Annotated in this window: 14 protein-coding genes; 12 read left to right on the top strand and 2 right to left on the bottom strand. The window is 61.5% G+C overall.

Annotation, left to right across the window (positions count from 1 at the left end; genetic code table 11):
- Positions 1–59: 59 nt before the first annotated feature.
- Complete coding sequence (locus IF103_RS04230; RefSeq protein ID WP_027908069.1) at positions 60–500, bottom strand: hypothetical protein; 441 nt, start codon at positions 498–500, stop codon at positions 60–62.
- A gap of 920 nt (positions 501–1,420) precedes the next feature.
- Here IF103_RS04230 and IF103_RS04225 point away from each other — a divergent pair.
- The 12 genes from IF103_RS04225 to IF103_RS04170 all read left to right on the top strand — a co-directional run bounded on the left by IF103_RS04225 (position 1,421) and on the right by IF103_RS04170 (position 17,592).
- Positions 1,421–2,737: a nucleotide sugar dehydrogenase gene (locus IF103_RS04225; RefSeq protein WP_023378775.1), complete on the top strand. Its 1,317-nt coding sequence runs from the start codon at positions 1,421–1,423 to the stop codon at positions 2,735–2,737.
- A 75-nt stretch (positions 2,738–2,812) separates the two neighbouring features.
- Complete coding sequence (alg8, locus tag IF103_RS04220) at positions 2,813–4,294, top strand: mannuronan synthase (RefSeq protein WP_023378773.1); 1,482 nt, start codon at positions 2,813–2,815, stop codon at positions 4,292–4,294.
- A 36-nt stretch (positions 4,295–4,330) separates the two neighbouring features.
- Positions 4,331–5,497 carry an alginate biosynthesis protein Alg44 gene (locus tag IF103_RS04215; RefSeq protein WP_027908067.1) on the top strand — a complete coding sequence of 389 codons (1,167 nt, stop codon included), beginning with the start codon at positions 4,331–4,333 and terminating at the stop codon, positions 5,495–5,497.
- 13 nt (positions 5,498–5,510) lie between these two features.
- Positions 5,511–7,013 carry an alginate biosynthesis TPR repeat lipoprotein AlgK gene (gene algK, locus IF103_RS04210; protein WP_202675890.1) on the top strand — a complete coding sequence of 501 codons (1,503 nt, stop codon included), beginning with the start codon at positions 5,511–5,513 and terminating at the stop codon, positions 7,011–7,013.
- Entirely contained in the window at positions 7,010–8,488 is a 1,479-nt protein-coding gene (locus IF103_RS04205; protein WP_023378768.1) for an alginate export family protein, read from the top strand. Before algK ends, IF103_RS04205 begins: the two co-directional genes overlap by 4 nt.
- 17 nt (positions 8,489–8,505) lie before the next feature.
- Positions 8,506–10,065, top strand: a complete 1,560-nt coding sequence (gene algG / locus IF103_RS04200; RefSeq protein ID WP_202675889.1) for a mannuronan 5-epimerase AlgG — start codon at positions 8,506–8,508, stop codon at positions 10,063–10,065.
- A 12-nt stretch (positions 10,066–10,077) separates the two neighbouring features.
- The gene (locus IF103_RS04195; RefSeq protein ID WP_023378766.1) at positions 10,078–11,517 is read left to right on the top strand and encodes an alginate O-acetyltransferase; all 1,440 of its coding nucleotides are present in this window, start codon (positions 10,078–10,080) and stop codon (positions 11,515–11,517) included.
- A gap of 7 nt (positions 11,518–11,524) precedes the next feature.
- On the top strand, positions 11,525–12,628 hold the full coding sequence (locus tag IF103_RS04190) for a mannuronate-specific alginate lyase (protein WP_023378765.1): 1,104 nt from the start codon (positions 11,525–11,527) through the stop codon (positions 12,626–12,628).
- A 182-nt stretch (positions 12,629–12,810) separates the two neighbouring features.
- Positions 12,811–14,268 carry an MBOAT family O-acyltransferase gene (locus tag IF103_RS04185; protein WP_023378764.1) on the top strand — a complete coding sequence of 486 codons (1,458 nt, stop codon included), beginning with the start codon at positions 12,811–12,813 and terminating at the stop codon, positions 14,266–14,268.
- Between the two features lie 11 nt (positions 14,269–14,279).
- The gene (locus IF103_RS04180) at positions 14,280–15,437 is read left to right on the top strand and encodes an alginate O-acetyltransferase (RefSeq protein ID WP_023378763.1); all 1,158 of its coding nucleotides are present in this window, start codon (positions 14,280–14,282) and stop codon (positions 15,435–15,437) included.
- A 17-nt stretch (positions 15,438–15,454) separates the two neighbouring features.
- Complete coding sequence (locus IF103_RS04175; RefSeq protein WP_023378762.1) at positions 15,455–16,102, top strand: alginate O-acetyltransferase AlgF; 648 nt, start codon at positions 15,455–15,457, stop codon at positions 16,100–16,102.
- Positions 16,103–16,137: 35 nt separating this feature from the next.
- A complete protein-coding gene (locus IF103_RS04170) occupies positions 16,138–17,592 on the top strand; it encodes a mannose-1-phosphate guanylyltransferase/mannose-6-phosphate isomerase (protein WP_023378761.1) in 1,455 nt (484 codons plus the stop codon).
- Between the two features lie 61 nt (positions 17,593–17,653).
- Here the strand turns inward: IF103_RS04170 and IF103_RS04165 are convergent, their stop codons facing one another.
- Entirely contained in the window at positions 17,654–18,493 is an 840-nt protein-coding gene (locus IF103_RS04165; RefSeq protein ID WP_202675888.1) for a hypothetical protein, read from the bottom strand.
- Between the last annotated feature and the right edge of the window lie 12 nt (positions 18,494–18,505).

The following is an 18,505-nucleotide window of genomic DNA, read 5'->3' as shown; positions in this document are numbered from 1 at the left end:
TAGCGGCACCTCATCACTTCGCCAATGAGGTGCCTTCATGGCCAGGCTATTACCGTGTGCTATTTCATGGTGAACTCAACGACCCACGAATAATCAGCAGCCGTCCTGATAATGGTTGCCTGGCAAGTGGCCCCACCACTCGGCGTTGCAGCCTTTGTCCATTCGGGCTTCTGGATTCCACCTGGGAGTGTTCGCAGTTGGTACGTTGTGCCGAAGGCACAGGCTTTGCTACCAATGGTGTAACGCACCATTGCGGCATTCACGTCCGGGCTGATAATGCGCTGAACGCGCATGTAGGTCGCCGATCCAGGCTCAACGGTCTGGTCAGGTTTGGGATTGGCTATCTGGTAAGTACTGCTCTCGTTGGATGTCACTAGCTTCAACACAGCTGGCTGTGTTCCCAGATTCTTGAACGTTACCTCTACAGGCGGCCCCGCCTGCACCCCTCCGGCAAAAATCAGCGAAGCCGTGGCAAACAGTGACAGCGATGTCTTCTTCATACGTTGGCGCTCTCTCGACTCTTCCGTGTGTTGATGGATGAGGCGCCCTTAGGTGGTCCCAAGCATGTCCAAGACGTTCCTTCGTACGTGGACAGCTCCCGAAGGGCGTCCATAGGGCTTAACGGCAGCCATCGAGAAAGCCTTAGACTTTTTATGGGCTTTGAATATGTCTGAATGTGACCCTGCACCACGGCAGCGCAGGCTTCATTCGGCAAAGCGCCATTTTTCCAGCGCCAAAAATCCAGCAACAACTCCCTTATCGCCAAACGCCATAAGACCGCCCGTAGTTTTTTGACGATTTTTGAAAAAATTTTTTGGATGCTGGCACAAGAACATCCCACCCCGACTTCGCCCTTTGTATATAGGTACGAAACCGGGACGTGCTATCAGAATGAAAGTATTAGCCACTGAAAAAATATTTAGAAATCTTTCATCCGAGCGGAACCCACCTCGGAACTTCTGCTACGACCCATCGCTCATAGTGCCGTAACGAATATCTTGCGCCGTGGGTGTGAGAGATGACTTACAGATGACAACGGCAGGTATCCATACCCGCCATGGAAACTTCGACAGTGGCTACGGAAAGCCCGAGAACCCTGTCTTTACAGGAGAGACGCGCCCCTAACAAATCGTCCTAGTGGTTGATTTCAAAGGATTTTTTCACTTGAAAGAACAAGCACAGCATCGCGCCAAGTAGCGCCTTGCAATAAAGACGGCTGCATTTCAGGGCACGCCTTTTAATTATTGGCTTTTGACTGCCAACTTTGAGTGCACAACTTCGTGCGCTCTGGATTCATTCATGCCTGCGCTCGGCGAAGTGTGCTTTCGCCATGGATCCGTGCGCCCGAAAACTGTTGTTAATCAACCCAGTCCGGCTCTTCCCGGAGGAGCTGGCGTGATAAACACATGAGGTGATAGCGATGCGTATCAGCATCTTTGGTTTGGGTTATGTGGGTGCAGTCTGTGCAGGTTGCCTGACGGCACGTGGCCATGACGTGATTGGTGTGGACGTTTCCAGCACCAAGATCGACCTGATCAATCAGGGTAAGTCGCCCATCGTCGAACCAGGCCTGGAAGCACTGCTGCAGCAAGGCATCGCCAACGGCCGCCTGCGTGGCACCACCGACTTCGCCGAGGCCATCCGTGCCAGCGATGTATCGATGATCTGCGTCGGCACCCCGAGCAAGAAAAACGGCGACCTGGGCCTTGAGTACATCGAGTCGGTGTGCCGCGAAATCGGCTATGTGCTGCGCGACACCACCCGTCGTCACACCATCGTGGTACGCAGCACCGTGCTGCCTGGTACCGTCAAGAACGTGGTCATCCCAATTCTCGAGGACTGCTCGGGCAAGAAGGCCGGGGTCGACTTCGGCGTCGCGGTCAACCCTGAGTTCCTGCGCGAAAGCACCGCGATCAAGGATTACGACCACCCACCGATGACCGTCATTGGCGAACTGGACAGCGCCAGCGGCGACATCCTGCAAAGCCTGTACGAAGAGCTCGACGCTCCGATCATCCGCAAGCCGATCGAAGTGGCCGAGATGATCAAGTACACCTGCAACGTCTGGCACGCCACCAAGGTCACCTTCGCCAATGAAATCGGCAACATCGCCAAGGCGGTGGGTGTCGATGGCCGCGATGTGATGGACGTGGTCTGCCAGGACAAAGTGCTGAACCTTTCGCAGTACTACATGCGCCCAGGCTTCGCCTTCGGTGGTTCCTGCCTGCCCAAGGACGTACGCGCCCTCACCTATCGTGCCGCGAGCCTCGATGTACGCGCTCCCCTGCTCGACTCGCTGATGCGCAGCAACGAATCGCAGGTCCAGAACGCCTTCGAGCTGATCGAAGCCCATGAAAAGCGCAAGGTCGCCCTGCTTGGCCTGAGCTTCAAGGCCGGCACCGACGACCTGCGTGAAAGCCCGCTGGTGGAACTGGCCGAGCGCCTGATCGGCAAGGGCTATCAACTGGATATCTACGACGAGAACGTCGAGTACGCCCGCGTTCACGGGGCGAACAAAGAGTACATCGAGTCGAAGATTCCGCATGTCTCGTCGCTGCTCAACGCCAACTTCCAAAAGGTCATCGACAACGCCGACATCATCGTCCTGGGCAACCGTGACGAGCAGTTCCGCGCCCTTGCCGAGCAAGCGCCGGCCGGCAAGCAAGTGATCGACCTGGTCGGTTTCATGAGCAAAGGCACCTGCGCTGCCAGCCGTACCGAAGGTATCTGCTGGTAAGCCCTTGGCCGGGCAGCGGTGGCCTCCCCACCGCCGCTGCCCTCCCTTTTTCTGATTTCGCGACGGATGCTGAACATGCAAAGGCTCCAGACAGTGCTGTTGCAGTGCGCCGGGTGGCTGCTCTACATGAGCCTGCTCATGCTGATCGCCCTGGCCCTGCCCAGCGATATCTTCGACTCGCAGTCGAAGCACTTCATCTTCCTGGTCGGCGCAGTCGGCATCTGGCGCTACTCCATGGGCGCCACCCATTTCATCCGCGGCATGATCTTCCTGTACCTGGTCTACCCCTACCTGCGCCGCAAGGTGCAGAAACTGGGCAAGGCGGCTGACCCGTCGCATGTCTACCTGATGGTGACCAGCTTCCGCATCGACGCACTGACCACGGCCCAGGTGTACAGCTCGGTGATCCGTGAAGCGATCAACTGCGGCTACCCGACGACCGTGGTGTGCTCACTGGTGGAGATGTCCGACGAGCTGCTGGTGAAAAGCCTGTGGGCCAAGTACAACCCGCCAGCACATGTGAAACTCGACATCGTGCGCATCGCCGGCACCGGCAAGCGCGACGGCCTGGCCTATGGCTTTCGCGCCATCTCGCGCATGCTGCCGGACGAGAACGCCGTGGTCGCGGTCATCGACGGCGATACCGTGCTGGCCGATGGCGTGGTGAACAAGACCGTGCCCTGGTTCAAGCTCTACCCCAACGTTGGCGGCCTGACCACCAACGAATTCTGCGAAGTGCGCGGCGGCTACATCATGAGCGAGTGGCACAAGCTGCGCTTCGCTCAGCGTCACATCAACATGTGCTCGATGGCACTGAGCAAGCGCGTGCTGACCATGACCGGGCGCATGTCGATGTTCCGCGCCAGCGTGGTGACCAACCCCGAGTTCATCGCCGACGTCGAAAGCGACTCGCTGATGCACTGGCGCCTGGGCCGGTTCAAGTTCCTCACCGGTGACGACAAGTCCAGCTGGTTCAGCCTGATGCGCCTGGGTTACGACACCTTCTACGTGCCCGATGCCGCCATCAACACGGTCGAACATCCGCCCGAGAAGAGCTTCCTGAAGGCCAGTCGCAAGCTGATGTACCGCTGGTACGGCAACAACCTGCGGCAAAATTCCCGCGCCCTGGGACTGGGTGTTCGTCGCCTGGGGCTGTTCACCAGCATCGTGCTGTTCGACCAACGCGTGTCGATGTGGACCAGCCTGCTGGGCCTTACCGTGGCGGTGATCGCCAGCCTCAAGTTCGGCATGGCTTTCCTGCTGGTTTACCTGCTGTGGATCGGCATCACCCGCCTGATCCTGACGGTGATGCTGCTGTGCTCCGGCCACAACGTGGGTCCGGCCTACCCGCTAATTCTCTATTACAACCAGATCGTCGGCGCGCTGATGAAGATCTACGTGTTCTTCCGCCTCGACAAGCAGTCCTGGACCCGTCAGCCCACTGCCCTGAAGCGCGACCTCGCCAGTTTTCAACAATGGTTCAACACCTGGTCCTCGCGGACCATGACCTTCTCGGCTGCCAGCATCTTCGTTGCTGTGCTGTTCATGGTCGTGTGAGCCCAACCCGGATCGGAACTAAAGGAACAAACCACCATGAATACCGCCGTGAATGTCAACGTCGTGCATGAGTCCGAAGCCCAGCGCCAACACGCCCGGGTGCGCATCCCCGCCAAGCTGCGCTTCCTGGATGCCCAGCGCCAGCCCCATGATGTGAAGGTCGACGACCTTTCCGCCGGTGGCCTGAGCTTCCACACCAAGCAGCCACTGAAGGTTGGCGATGTGCTGCGTGGGCGCTTGCAGTTCGTGGTCGACAACCTTGGCCTGTCGATGGACATCGAATTCCAGGTGCGCTCCTACCTCGCCGACACCGGCCGTACCGGTGCGCAGTTCCAGAACCTGGAACCACGCGACATCGCCACCTTGCGCCACATCATCACCAGCCACCTGTCCGGTGAGCTGATCAGCATCGGCGATGTACTGAGCACCCTGCAGCGCGACAACTTCACCAAGGCCCGCAAGCAGAAGGATTCAGGTACCGGCCTGTCGGCCTTCGGCCGCCTGAAAGCGGTGACCGTGACCCTGGGCGTGTTCGTGGTGGGCATTGCCGCCTTCGGCTTCGTGGCCAAGTCGCTGTATGGCATGTATTTCGTGAGCCATGCCGAAGCCGGCGTGGTGGCAGTGCCGACCACCAACGTCACCATGCCCCGCGACGGTACGGTGAGCAGCCTGGTCGAAAGCGGTGGCCTGATCGCCAAAGGCGCCCCGCTGGCCAGCTTCAGCACCAGCATGCTGGACATGCTCAAGGGCCATCTGGACGACTCGCAGCTGGAGCCGGCCAAGGTCGAGGAATTGTTCGGCAAGCAACTCTCCGGGACTCTCACCAGTCCCTGCGATTGCGTGGTCGCCCGCCAGCTGGTGGACGACGGCCAGTACGCCGCCAAGGGCCAGCCGATCTTCCAGCTGATCCCGCGTACCAGCAACCCGCTGATCGAGGCGCGCTTCAGCTACCGCCAGTTCGACAAGGTCCAACCAGGCACCCGTGTCAACTTCCAGATCGCCGGCGAAGACGACGTGCGCACCGGCCATATCGTCAGCAGCACCAGCCTCAACAGCGAAGACCTGGCCTCCGATATCCGCGTTCAAATCAAGCCTGACGGCGCCTTGCCGGCCGAATTGGCCGGCCGCCCGGCCTCGGTCACCAGCGACCGTGGTCCATCGCTGGACTGGTTGATCGACAAAGCCGTTGCCCGTGGGCTTTAAGAGGATCGAGCTGATGAATTGCATGACGCCGTTGCGAGGGCTCTGCCCTCCATCGCGACTCAAGGCCACAGCCACAGGGCCTGCGTCGTCCACTGGAGTGCGCAGCGCTCGCCCATCTGCATGGTGTGCACTGGCGCTGGCCGTCAGCCTGGCCGGTTGCGCCGGTCTGCCCGACCAGCGCCTGGCCAACGAAGCGCTCAAGCGTGGCGACACTGCCCTGGCCGAGCGCAACTACAAAGCGCTGGCCGACCTGGGCTACAGCGACGCGCAGGTGGGCCTGGCCGACATCAAGGTCACCAGTGGCGACCCTGCGCAGTTCAAGGAAGCCGAAGCGACCTACCGCGCCGCGGCAGCAACCTCGCCGCGTGCCCAGGCGCGCCTTGGCCGCTTGTTGGTGGCCAAACCCGACAGCACCCAGGCCGAGCGCGAGGAAGCTGAACGGCTGCTCAAGCAGGCTTCGGCGCAGGGCGAAAACAAGACCCTGATCCCACTGGCGATGCTTTACCTGCTGTACCCGCAGAGCTTCCCCAAGGTCAACGCCCAGCAGCAGATCGACCAGTGGCGCGCGGCTGGCTATCCGGAAGCCGGCCTGGCCCAGGTGCTGCTGTACCGCACCCAAGGCACCTATGACCAGAATCTGGACAAGGTCGAGGCGCTCTGCAAGGAAGCCCTGAACACCCTGGACGTCTGCTATGCCGAATTGGCGACCGTCTACCAGAAGCGGGGCCAGACCGACCAGCAGGCTGCCCTGCTGCAACAGCTCAAGTCGGCCTACGCCCGCGGCTCGGTGCCGGCCAGCCGCGTCGACAGCGTCGCCCGCGTCCTGGCCGACCGCAACCTCGGCCAGACCGATGAGAAAACCGCCAAGGACCTGCTCGAACAGATCGCGCCATCTAATCCGGCATCCTGGGTCAGCCTCGCGCAACTGGTGTACGACTTCCCCGAGCTGGGCGACACCGACCAGTTGATGGCTTACATCGACAAAGGTCGCGAAGCGCAACAGCCCCGTGCTGAACTGCTGCTTGGCCGTCTCTACTACGAAGGCAAGAGCGTACCGGCCGATGCCGTGAAGGCCGAACAACACCTGCAAGCGGCGGCCAACGCCGGCGAAGTCAGTGCCGACTACTACCTGGGCCAACTGTACCGCCGTGGATACCTGGGCGATGTCGAGCCGCAGAAAGCGGTCGACCACTTGCTCAATGCCGCCCGTGGTGGCCAGAACAGCGCCGACTACGCCCTGGCCCAGCTGTTCAGCGAGGGCCATGGTATCCGCAGCAACCCGGCCAATGCCTGGGTGTTCGCCCAGCTGTCCCAGGCCAACCCGACGCCGCAGTCGGCTGAACTGCTTGCACAGCTCGATCAGCAACTCACGCCTGAACAACGCAGCCAGGCCCAGCAACTGCTGGCCCAGGAGAAGCAGGCACGCGGCAGCATGGGCCGGGGTGCCACCAGCACACTGGCCATCGAAGCGCTGCAAGACGATGAAAAAGAAGTAGACGGTGAGGACATGCTATGACGCTCAATCCCTTCGTGAAGGCCGGCATCGGCCTGAGCTTCGCCCTGCTGTGGTCGTGCCCGACCCTGGCGGACATGACCGCCGAGAAGAACTTTGGTCTGGACGTGAAAATCACCGGTCAGTCCGAGGACGACCGTGACCTGGGCACCCGCTCCGGCGGCGACGTCAATGGCCTGGGCCTGGACCTGCGCCCATGGGTGTACGGCGAACGCGGTAACTGGAGTGCCTACGCCATGGGCCAGGCCGTGACCGCTACCGACACCATCGAAACCGACACCCTGCGCCAGAACGACGACGGCACCACCACCGACACTGGCGAGGACAGCCGCACGCCAGACAAGAGCTACCTGGCCCTGCGCGAGTTCTGGGTCGGCTACAGCGGCCTCACCGCCTACCCCGGCGAGCAGCTTCGCCTGGGTCGCCAACGCCTGCGCAGCGATGATGGCATGTGGCGCGACACCAATATCGAAGCCCTGAACTGGACCTTCGACACCACCCTGCTCAAGGCTGACCTGGGCGTGGCCCAGCGCTTCAGCGAATACCGCACCGACCTCACCGAACTGGCGCCGGAAGACAAGGACCGCACCCATGTCTACGGCAATGTCGCCACACAGTGGACCCCTGGCCACTGGGTCGGCCTGCGCGCTCACCACAGCCACGACAGCGGCAGCCTGAAAAACCCAGGCGAAACCGTCGACGCACTGGACAAGACCCGCACTGGCGACCTCACCTGGCTGGGCCTGGAAGCCAACAGCGATGCCTACAACTGGCGCAACGACCACACCGTCAACTACTGGGGCAGCGTCACCTGGCTGACGGGCGACCGCGACACCCTGAGCAGCCAACAGGTGGGCAACGAGCAGGTGGCAACCGGCAAGCAGAGCGGTGACGTCAACGCCTGGGGCACCGACCTCGGCATCCGCCTGCGCCTGGACCCCAACTGGCAAGTCGGCGCGGCCTATGCCCGTGGCAGCGGCGGTGGCGGCAGCGACGGCTCGAACAACTTCGAGCAGACCGGCCTTGAAAGCAACCGGTCCAACTTCACCGGCACCCGTTCGCGCGTCCACCGCTTCGGCGAGGCGTTCCGTGGCGAGCTGGGCAACCTGCAGGCGGCCACCCTGTTCGCCTCCTGGCAACTGCGCGACGACTACGACGCAAGCTTCATCTACCACAAGTTCTGGCGTGTCGATGACCAACAGAACATCGGCTCCAGCGGCATCAACGCCGTGGTCAACGACAACGGCGTGAACCGCCCACTGGTCAATGGCGAGAAAGACCTGGGCCAGGAGATGGACGTGGTCGTCACCAAGTACTTCAAGCAAGGCCTGCTGCCGGCGTCGATGAGCCAGGCCATCGACGAACCTTCGGCCCTGGTACGTCTGCGTGCCGGTGTGTTCAAGCCGGGCGACGCCTATGGCCAGGAAGCGGACTCGTACATGCACCGCGCCTTCGTCGACGTGATCTGGCGCTATTGAGCCGGGAGAGGAACCACATGACCCTTCACCCGAACCTTCGCCACAGCCTCCTGGCCAGCGCTTTGCTGCTGGCCTCGGGCCTTGCGTTCGCGGACAACCCCGCCAACAAGGCCAAGGAACTGCAGCAGGCCAAGACCTACACCGTGTCCAGTGCACCGGTCGAGCCGCTGCACATGGACCCACCCAAGCTGCCCGACCTGTCCGGCTACACCGCAGAGGCCGTGCAGAAGAAGATCGACCGCAGCCACAAGGGCACCGTCAGCGTACGCCGCATGCTGCAGGAAGAATCGCTCAAGGAGTTCATCGGCGGTGACAACAAAGCCGCCGAGTGGGTGCAGCGCCAGCATGGCATTCCCCAGGCGATCTTCGTCGACAACGGCCATGTCAACCTGGTCGAACTGAGCAAGAAAGTACCCAAGCAGTACCTGAGCGAGGTCGAGTCTGGTGTGTACCTGGCACGCTTGCCGATCGTGGTCGGGCAGAAGGGCATCCTCGAGATCGACGGCAAGGTCAAGCAGTTGCGCCTGTCCCAGGAAGGCGGTTCGTTCCTGGTCAACGACGGCAAGCTGTTCGTCACCGACACCCAGGTGACCGGCTGGCGCGAAAAGGACAACGGCCCGGCCAGTTTCCGCTCGCCCAGCGAATTCCGCCCGTTCCTGCTGTCCTGGGGCGGCACCGAGACCTACATCGTCAACACCAAGATGGCCAGCTTCGGCTATGCCAAGTCCAAGTCCTACGGTGTGAGCATCTCGCAGTACACCCCGAACATGGCCAAGCGCATGGGCCGCCCTGAACCGACCGGCTGGATCATCGGTTCGGAGTTCAGCGACATGTGGTACGGCTTCTACTGCTACGAAACCCAGGACTTCGTGGTCAAGGACAGCGTCTACCGCGACAACATCGTCTACGGCATCGACCCGCACGACCGTTCGCACCGCCTGATCATCGCCGGCAACACTGTCTACGGCACCAAGAAAAAGCACGGGATCATCGTCTCGCGTGAGGTCAACGACAGCTGGATCATCAACAACAAGAGCTACGACAACAAGCTCTCGGGTGTGGTGATCGACCGTAACAGCGTCAACAACCTGATCGCCTACAACGAGATCTACCGCAACCACACCGACGGCATCACCCTGTACGAAAGCGGCGACAACCTGATCTGGGGCAACAAGCTGATCAACAACCGTCGCCACGGCATCCGCGTGCGCAACAGCGTGAACATTCGTCTGTACGAAAACGTCGCCATGGCCAACGGCCTGGTGGGCGTCTACGGGCACATCAAGGATCTGTCGGATACCGACCGTGACATCGCCCTCGACCCGTTCGACACCAAGGTCTCGCTGATCGTGGTCGGCGGTGAGCTGGCGGCCAACGGCTCGGGGCCGCTGTCGATCGACTCGCCCCTTTCGGTGGAGTTGTACAAGGTCTCGATGCTCGCCCCGCGCAAGGCCAACGGCATCAGCCTCAACGGCATCCTCGGCGAGCGCCAGGACGAAATCCTCGACCTGCTGGTGCGCCAGCAGAAGGCTGTGCTGATCGACCCGGTCGAACGCCAGACCGAAATGATCGACTAAGGAAGCCCGACCATGACCCCACACCTGATGAAACTGCTCGGTCTGTCCGCTGCCCTCCTGGCCATCAGCCAGGGCGTGCGCGCCGACGACGTGAAGGCACCGACCTTCACCGCCGAGCCGTGCTGCCAACTGTGCCCCGAGGCGCATGACCCCAGCCGCTACACCACGCGTTACCAGCAGAACTTCACCACCCTGGTGCAAGCCCAGGGCGACTGGCTGTTCCGGACCCGCGAAGACCTGCGTACCGAGTTCGACACCACACCGTCTGGCTACAAACGCCTTCAGCAAGTGCACGACGCCTTCAAGAAGCGCGGCGTGGAGTTGGTCGTGGTGTACCAGCCGACCCGCGGCCTGGTGAACCGCAACATGCTCAAGCCTGAAGAAAAAGCCGCCTTCAACTATCAGAAGGCCCTGAGCAACTACCAGGCCATGCTGCAGCGCTTTGCCAAGATGGGCTACAACGTACCCGACCTCTCGCCGCTAACCAACGAGCAGTTGGCCGCAGCCGACCAGGGCAAGGACTTCTACTTCCGCGGCGACCAGCACTGGACGCCCTACGGCGCCGAGCGCGCAGCGAAGATCGTGGCCGAGACCGTGCACAAGATGCCGGCGTTCGAAGGCATTCCACGCAAGGAATTCGAAACCCACAAGTCGGGCCGCATGGGTAAGACCGGTACGCTGCATAACGTTGCCGGCCAGCTTTGTGGCACCAGCTACGCCGTGCAGTACATGGACCAGTTCGCCACCGAACCGAAGGGTTCGAGCGGCGGCGACGACCTGTTCGGTGACAGCGGTAATGCCCAGATCACCCTGGTCGGCACCAGCCACAGCGGCAAGAACTACAACTTCTCCGGGTTCCTGCAACAGTACATCGGCGCCGATGTGCTCAACGTCGCCTTCCCAGGCGGCGGTTTGGAAGGCTCGATGATCCAGTACCTGGGCAGCGAAGAGTTCCAGAAGCACCCGCCGAAGATCCTGATCTGGGAGTTCTCTCCGCTGTATCGCCTCGACCAGGAAACCATCTGGCGCCAGATCCTCGCCTTGCTCGACGATGGCTGCGACGCGCGTCCTGCGCTGATGAGCGCCAGCGCCGAACTCAAGCCCGGCAAGAACGAGCTGATGGTCAACGGCAAGGGCGGCGTGATCAAAGACCTGATCAACCGCAACCTGCAGATGGACTTCAAGTTCGAGGACACCTCGGTCAAGACCCTGCAGGCCACCCTGTGGTACCTCAATGGCCGCCACGAAGACATCAAGATCGAGAAGCCGGACACCTCCGAAACCGACGGTCGCTTCGTTTTCCAGATGCGCGAAGACGAAGACTGGGCCAGCCAGAACCTGTTGGCCGTCGAGGTCCAGGGGCCTGAGGACGGCACCCGCAAAGTCGAAGCCAAGCTTTGCAAACGCAACAACTTCGCCAGCCCTATGCACACCGCGCAAGCTGGCCAGTGAGGCGAACATGACCAAGCTCAGCAGAACCACCGCACCCGCACTTCTTGCCTTGGCGCTGTTCGGCGGCGCCGCGCATGCCGCGCTGGTACCGCCCCAGGGCTATTACGAAGGCATCGAGAAACTCAAGACCAGCGACGGCAATTTCCGTTGCGCGGCACCGCCCAGACCCTATACCGGCGCGTTGCAGTTTCGCAGCAAGTACGAGGGCTCGGACAGTGCCCGGGCAACCTTGAACCTGGACTCGGAACAGGCCTTCCGCGACTCCACCAAGGAAATCACCACCCTGGAGCGTGGCGTGGCCAAGATGGTCAACCAGTACATGCGAGACGGTCGGCCCGCGCAGCTCGACTGCACGCTGAACTGGCTGAGCACCTGGGCACGGGCCGATGCCCTGATGTCGACCAACTACAACCACACCGGCAAGTCCATGCGCAAATGGGCACTGGGCAGCATGAGCGGGTCTTGGCTGCGCCTTAAGTTCTCTAACTCGCAACCACTGGCGGCGCACCAGGCCCAGGCCGAATTGATCGAGAAGTGGTTCGCCCGCCTGGCCGAGCAGACCGTACGCGACTGGAGCAACTTGCCCCTGCAGAAGATCAACAACCACAGCTATTGGGCGGCCTGGTCGGTCATGGCTACCGCCGTGGCCACCGACCGCCGTGACCTGTTCGACTGGGCGGTGAAGGAATACAAGGTCGGCGCCAACCAGGTCGATGCCCAGGGCTTCCTGCCAAACGAGCTCAAGCGCAAGCAGCGCGCCCTGGCCTACCACAACTATGCCCTGCCCCCCCTGGCGATGATTGCCAGCTTCGCCCAGGCCAATGGCGTGGACCTGCGTGGCGAGAACAACAACGCCCTGCAGCGCCTGGGGCAGAAAGTGCTGGCCGGGGCCAGGGATCCGAGTGCGTTCAAGACCCGCAATGGCGAGAAGCAGGACATGGACGACCTCAAGATCGACAACAAGTACGCCTGGCTGGAGCCCTGGTGCCAGCTGTATTCGTGCAACGCCGACACCCTTGAGCGCAAGCGCGACATGCAGCCATTCGACAGCTTCCGGCTGGGTGGCAACCTGACCCGGGTCTACGACCCGAGCGCAGCGCGCAAGAAGTAACGCAAAGGCCCTGCAGGAGCGGATTCATCCGCGCTGGCGTCGGCAGGCTCACAACCGCTGCCATGACCATCGCAATCGCGGATGAATCCGCTCCTGCAAGGGACTAGGTATCTCCCACTTTTCGAGTGGGGGGTTTGGGGGGCGCTTTGCCCTGGATGCTGTGAACAAAAAGGAGAACCGGGATGGTCTTCTCGTCCAACGTGTTCCTGTTCCTGTTCTTGCCGGTCTTCCTCGGCTTGTACTACTTGAGCGGGCAACGCTATCGCAACCTGCTGCTGCTGGTTGCCAGCTACATCTTCTACGCCTGGTGGCGGGTGGACTTCCTCGCCCTGTTCGCCGGGGTCACCCTGTGGAACTACTGGATCGGCCTGAAAGTCGGTGCCGCGGGCGTGCGCACCAAGCCGGCCCAACGTTGGCTGCTGCTTGGCGTAGGCGTGGACCTGGCGATCCTGGGCTACTTCAAGTACGCCAATTTCGGCGTCGACAGCCTGAACGCGATCATCACCTCGTTTGGCCTGGAGCCGTTCATCCTCACCCACGTGCTGCTGCCGATCGGTATCTCGTTCTATATCTTCGAGTCGATCAGCTACATCATCGACGTGTATCGCGGCGACACCCCGGCCACCCGCAACCTGATCGATTTCGCGGCGTTCGTGGCCATCTTCCCGCACCTGATCGCAGGCCCCGTGCTGCGCTTCAAGGATCTGGTCGACCAGTTCAATAACCGCACCCACACACTGGACAAGTTCTCCGAAGGCTGCACCCGCTTCATGCAGGGCTTCATCAAGAAAGTGTTCATCGCCGACACCCTGGCGGTGGTCGCCGATCACTGCTTCGCCCTGCAGAACCCCACCACTGGCGACGCCTGGCTCGGCGCCCTGGCCTATACCGCGCAGCTGTACTTCGACTTCTCCGGCTACAGCGACATGGCCATCGGCCTGGGTCTGATGATGGGCTTCCGCTTCATGGAGAACTTCAAGCAGCCCTACATCAGCCAGTCGATCACCGAGTTCTGGCGCCGCTGGCACATCAGCCTATCGACCTGGCTGCGGGACTACCTGTACATCACCCTGGGCGGTAACCGCAAAGGCACCTTCAATACCTACCGCAACCTGTTCCTGACCATGCTGCTGGGCGGGCTGTGGCACGGCGCCAACTTCACCTACATCATCTGGGGCGCCTGGCACGGCATGTGGCTGGCCATCGAGCGTGCATTGGGCATCGACACCAATCCGCAACGCTTCAACCCGGTCAAATGGGCCTTCACCTTCCTGCTGGTAGTGGTCGGCTGGGTGATCTTCCGCGCCGAGAACCTGGAAGTGGCCGGCCGCATGTATGGCGCCATGTTCAGCTTCGGCCAGTGGCAGCTGTCCGAACTCAATCGCGCCCAGCTCACTGGCCTGCAGGTGGCCACGCTGGTCATCGCCTACATCACCCTGGCGTTCTTCGGCCTGCGCGACTTCTACCGCAATGCCAAGCCGAGCCCCGTGGCAAGCCCGGTGCAGGTCAATGCCGATGGCTCGATCGGCCTGGACTGGACCCGGGTAATGTCCCGCGCCCTGATCCTGCTGCTGTTCGTGGCTTCGATCCTCAAGCTCTCGGCGCAGAGCTACTCGCCGTTCCTCTACTTCCAGTTCTGAGGCTGATGACCATGACCCGGACATTACGCATCACTTACTCCCTGTCGTTCCTCGGTCTGCTGGTGGGCATGGGCGTGTGGTCCACCGGTGGCCTGCAAAGCTTCCAGCGCACCGAGCAGATGACCATGCTCGACGGCAAGCTGGCCAAGGCTGCCGAGACCCATTACGACGAGCAGTTCCCGATCAAGCGCCTGGGCACCAACGTCTGGGCGGCGCTGGACTTCAAGTTGTTCAACGAAGGCCGCCCGGGCGTGGTCCTGGGGCGCGACCAGTGGCTGTTCAGTGACGAAGAGTTCAAGCCGACTGCCGGCGCCGAACAGTTGATGCAGGAAAACCTCGCCCTCATCCGTGGCGTGAGCGAAACCCTCAAGCGCCACAACGTGCAACTGGTGCTGGCAATCGTCCCAGCCAAGGCGCGGATCTACTCGGAGTACCTGGGCAAGGAACAACCGGCCAGCCTGCACGATGACCTGTACAACCGCTTCCATGCCCAGGCCCGCCAGGCCAACGTGTTCGCTCCCGACCTGCAGGCGGCCCTGGAACAGGCCAAGGCCCGTGGCCAGGTGTTCCTGCGTACCGACACCCATTGGACGCCCATGGGCGCCGAAGTCGTCGCACAGGCCCTGGCCGAAGCCGTTGGCCGTCAGAACCTGCTCAATGGCGAGCCGCAGACGTTCATCACCGAGGCTGGCAACAGCGCACCGTACAAGGGCGACCTGACCAACTTCCTGCCGCTGGACCCACTCTTCAGCAACCTGCTGCCGACCCCCGACAACCTGCAGCAGCGCACCACGCGCCCTGCGCAAACCGAGGGCGAGGCCGACGACGCACTGTTCGCCGACACCCGAATTCCAGTGGCCCTGGTGGGGACCAGCTACAGCGCAAACCCGCATTGGAACTTCCTCGGTGCCCTGCAGCAAGCCCTGCGCAGCGACGTGGCCAACTACGCCGAAGACGGCCATGGCCCGGTGTTGCCGATGCTCAAGTACCTGCAAAGCGATGCCTTCAAAAATGCCGCGCCACAAGTGGTGGTGTGGGAATTCCCAGAACGATATCTGCCAATGAAGAACGACCTCAGCAGCTTCGACCCGAACTGGATCGCACAGCTCAAGAGCGCACGTAAATCCGAAGAAAACCTGGCCTTGTCGTCCTCCCGGACGAACCACTGATAGAGAGGAACACGCACATGACTACCAAGACTTCCATTGCCAAAGCCCTCACCCTCGCGGCAGGCCTTTCCCTGGCTTCGATGCAAGCCTTCGCCGGCGCCGACGCTGCGCTGTACGGCCCAACCGCACCGAAGGGTTCGACCTTCGTGCGCCTGTACAACGCCTCCAGCGCACCCACCGCCGCCACTGTCGGCAACACCCAGATCAAGCAGGTCGGCGCCCAGGCCAGCAGCGACTTCAGCTTCCTGCCGGGGGGTGACTACACCGCCCAGGTCGGCGGCAAGAGCGTCCCGGTCAAACTGGCCGCCGACAAGTACTACACCCTGGTCAACAACGCCGGCGGCAACCCGCAGTTGATCGAAGAACCGCCGTTCAAGAACAAGCAGAAAGCACTTGTCCGGGTCCAGAACCTCAGCGACCAGACCCTGACCCTGAAAACCGCCGATGGCAAGACTGCCGTGGTGGATTCGGTAACCGCCAAGGGCCGTGGCGAACGTGAAATCAATCCGGTCAAGGTCAACCTGGCCTTGTTCGAAGGCGACAAGAAAGTCAGCGACCTCAAGCCGGTCGCTCTGGAGCGCGGCGAAGCCGCAGTGCTGTACGTAACGGGTTCCGGCAACAGCTTGTCGCCGGTGTGGGTAACTCGCCCCGTGGCTAGCAACTGATCCCCCTGCCTCTAAACGACTATTGGAGAAACATGATGATCCCGGTAATTCTTTCTGGTGGTAGCGGTTCCCGTCTGTGGCCTCTGTCGCGCAAGCAGTTCCCCAAGCAGTTCCTGGCCCTGACCGGTGAACACACCCTGTTCCAGCAAACCCTGGAGCGCCTGGTGTTCGAAGGCATGGACGCGCCTATCGTGGTCTGCAACAAGGACCACAAGTTCATCGTTCAGGAACAACTCGCCGCGCTGAAGCTGCAGACCCAAGGCATCCTGATGGAGCCGTTCGGTCGCAACACCGCCCCAGCGGTAGCCATGGCGGCCATGAAGCTGGTCAACGAAGGCCGCGACGAGCTGATGCTGGTGCTGCCGGCCGACCATGTGATCGAGGACCAGAAGGCACTGCAACGCGCCCTGGCCCTGGCCACCGTGGCTGCTGAACGTGGCGAGATGGTGCTGTTCGGCGTGCCGGCCACCAAGCCTGAAACCGGCTACGGCTACATCCGCTCCAGCCAGGATGCCCTGCTGCCTGAGGGCGTGGCGCGGGTTGCGCAGTTCGTCGAAAAGCCCGATGAAAAACGCGCCGCCGAATTCGTTCAGGCCGGTGGTTACTTCTGGAACAGCGGGATGTTCCTGTTCCGCGCCAGCCGCTTCCTCGAAGAACTGAAGAAACATGACGCCGACATCTACGACACCTGCGTACTGGCCCTGGAGCGCAGCGCTGAAGACGGCGACGTGTTGAGCATCGACGAAGCCACCTTCGCCTGCTGCCCGGACAACTCCATCGACTACGCCGTGATGGAAAAGACCCAGCGCGCCTGCGTGGTGCCGATGTCCGCCGGTTGGAGCGATGTGGGCTGCTGGTCGTCGCTGTGGGACGTGCACGAAAAGGACGCCGACGGCAACGTCACCAAGGGTGATGTGGTGGTGCAGGACAGCCGCAACTGCATGATCCATGGCAACGGCAAGCTGGTGTCGGTGATTGGCCTGGAGAACATCGTGGTGGTCGAGACCAAGGACGCGATGATGATCGCCCACAAGGACAAGGTCCAGGGCGTCAAGCAGATGGTCAAGACGCTCGACGAGCAAGGCCGCAGCGAAACCCAGAACCACCTGGAAGTGTATCGTCCGTGGGGCTCGTACGACTCGGTGGACATGGGCGGGCGATTCCAGGTCAAGCACATCACCGTCAAGCCGGGCGCCAGCCTGTCGCTGCAGATGCACCACCACCGCGCCGAGCACTGGATCGTGGTGTCCGGCACCGCCGAAGTGACGTGTGACGAGAATGTGTTCCTGCTTACCGAGAACCAATCGACCTACATCCCGATCGCCTCGGTCCACCGCCTGCGCAACCCGGGCAAGATCCCACTGGAGATCATCGAGGTTCAGTCTGGCAGCTACCTGGGCGAGGATGACATCGAGCGATTCGAAGACGTGTATGGGCGTACATCCACACCCATCGAGCGCGGCATTTCGGTGAAGACCATCGCGCAGTAAATAGCGGACGTAAAGAAAGCCCCGTGGCCTTGGACGACCACGGGGCTTTTTCAATGCGGCGTTACTTGGGACGCAGATCGAGCTCGACTCGCCCGCTGTTCAGCACGTACTTCTTGCCGGACCTGGTGAATTCAAACTCGAATTCGATGAGCAGGCTTTGACCCTGTCTGTATTCGAACTTGCCGATCGGCGGGTTGCCACCACTTGGCTGCCCCGCATAAAGCCCACGGTCAACAACGGCGAAGTAATTGGTGACGCTGTCAGCAGTGAACAGGAAAAACGCGCCAAAATCCTCCAGGCCACCCTTGAGCCCCTCTCGCTGGCTAACCAGAACGCCCGACAGTTCACCTGCCGAGTTGTAGAGTGGCCGGATTTGATCAGCCGTGAACCCACCATTGCTTTCAAGGACCGGGCTTACCTGTGCCGTGGCGGTCCCGGAAGCCTTCGCTGCCAGGGTTCTCACCTGACTGTCGATTTCAAAGTGACCATCGCTCACCGAAAACGAGCTGTTGCCGCCCTTGAAGTCGAAGCTTGCCTGCTTCGGCTCGCCCGAGCTTCCCAACACCTCGATGGCCAGCCTGCCGGTCTGCGCGTAACCGGCGCCTTCGATGCCAAGGTGCGCCCAAACCTTGCCAGCTTCCAGAGGCTCGATATCGTAGGTTTTCACCTCTGGCGTTTCGGGCAGGTGAATATAAATGAATGGCTCGTTATCGATGGCTTCATCGTCGATCGCGAACACCGCATTGCCTGGCAGATAGTTGATCGTGCTGGCCTTGAACCTTGCATCGCGTCCACTGATCACGGCAGTCATTTGTCCAACCAACTGCCCCACTTTTTCCTTGCTTGAATTCACTTTCTTGTCTCCTGCGGCGGCGCAAGCGTTATGAAGTAGATGCTGCATGTGAGAACGTGC

The sequence above is a fragment of the Pseudomonas sp. SK2 genome, assembly GCF_016772395.1.
GTDB classification, from domain to species: Bacteria; Pseudomonadota; Gammaproteobacteria; order Pseudomonadales; family Pseudomonadaceae; genus Aquipseudomonas; species Aquipseudomonas taiwanensis.
The sequence above is the reverse complement of the archived record's forward strand: the minus strand, read 5'-3'. Positions and strand labels throughout refer to the sequence as shown.

Coding starts and splice junctions, on each gene's coding strand:
- algK (WP_202675890.1), top strand. CDS start 5,511: ATGAATTGCATGACGCCGTTGCGAGGGCTCTGCCCTCCATCGCGACTC.
- IF103_RS04180 (WP_023378763.1), top strand. CDS start 14,280: ATGACCCGGACATTACGCATCACTTACTCCCTGTCGTTCCTCGGTCTG.
- IF103_RS04195 (WP_023378766.1), top strand. CDS start 10,078: ATGACCCCACACCTGATGAAACTGCTCGGTCTGTCCGCTGCCCTCCTG.
- IF103_RS04185 (WP_023378764.1), top strand. CDS start 12,811: ATGGTCTTCTCGTCCAACGTGTTCCTGTTCCTGTTCTTGCCGGTCTTC.
- IF103_RS04165 (WP_202675888.1), bottom strand. CDS start 18,493: ATGCAGCATCTACTTCATAACGCTTGCGCCGCCGCAGGAGACAAGAAA.
- IF103_RS04175 (WP_023378762.1), top strand. CDS start 15,455: ATGACTACCAAGACTTCCATTGCCAAAGCCCTCACCCTCGCGGCAGGC.
- alg8 (WP_023378773.1), top strand. CDS start 2,813: ATGCAAAGGCTCCAGACAGTGCTGTTGCAGTGCGCCGGGTGGCTGCTC.
- IF103_RS04230 (WP_027908069.1), bottom strand. CDS start 500: ATGAAGAAGACATCGCTGTCACTGTTTGCCACGGCTTCGCTGATTTTT.
- IF103_RS04225 (WP_023378775.1), top strand. CDS start 1,421: ATGCGTATCAGCATCTTTGGTTTGGGTTATGTGGGTGCAGTCTGTGCA.
- IF103_RS04190 (WP_023378765.1), top strand. CDS start 11,525: ATGACCAAGCTCAGCAGAACCACCGCACCCGCACTTCTTGCCTTGGCG.
- IF103_RS04205 (WP_023378768.1), top strand. CDS start 7,010: ATGACGCTCAATCCCTTCGTGAAGGCCGGCATCGGCCTGAGCTTCGCC.
- IF103_RS04170 (WP_023378761.1), top strand. CDS start 16,138: ATGATCCCGGTAATTCTTTCTGGTGGTAGCGGTTCCCGTCTGTGGCCT.
- algG (WP_202675889.1), top strand. CDS start 8,506: ATGACCCTTCACCCGAACCTTCGCCACAGCCTCCTGGCCAGCGCTTTG.
- IF103_RS04215 (WP_027908067.1), top strand. CDS start 4,331: ATGAATACCGCCGTGAATGTCAACGTCGTGCATGAGTCCGAAGCCCAG.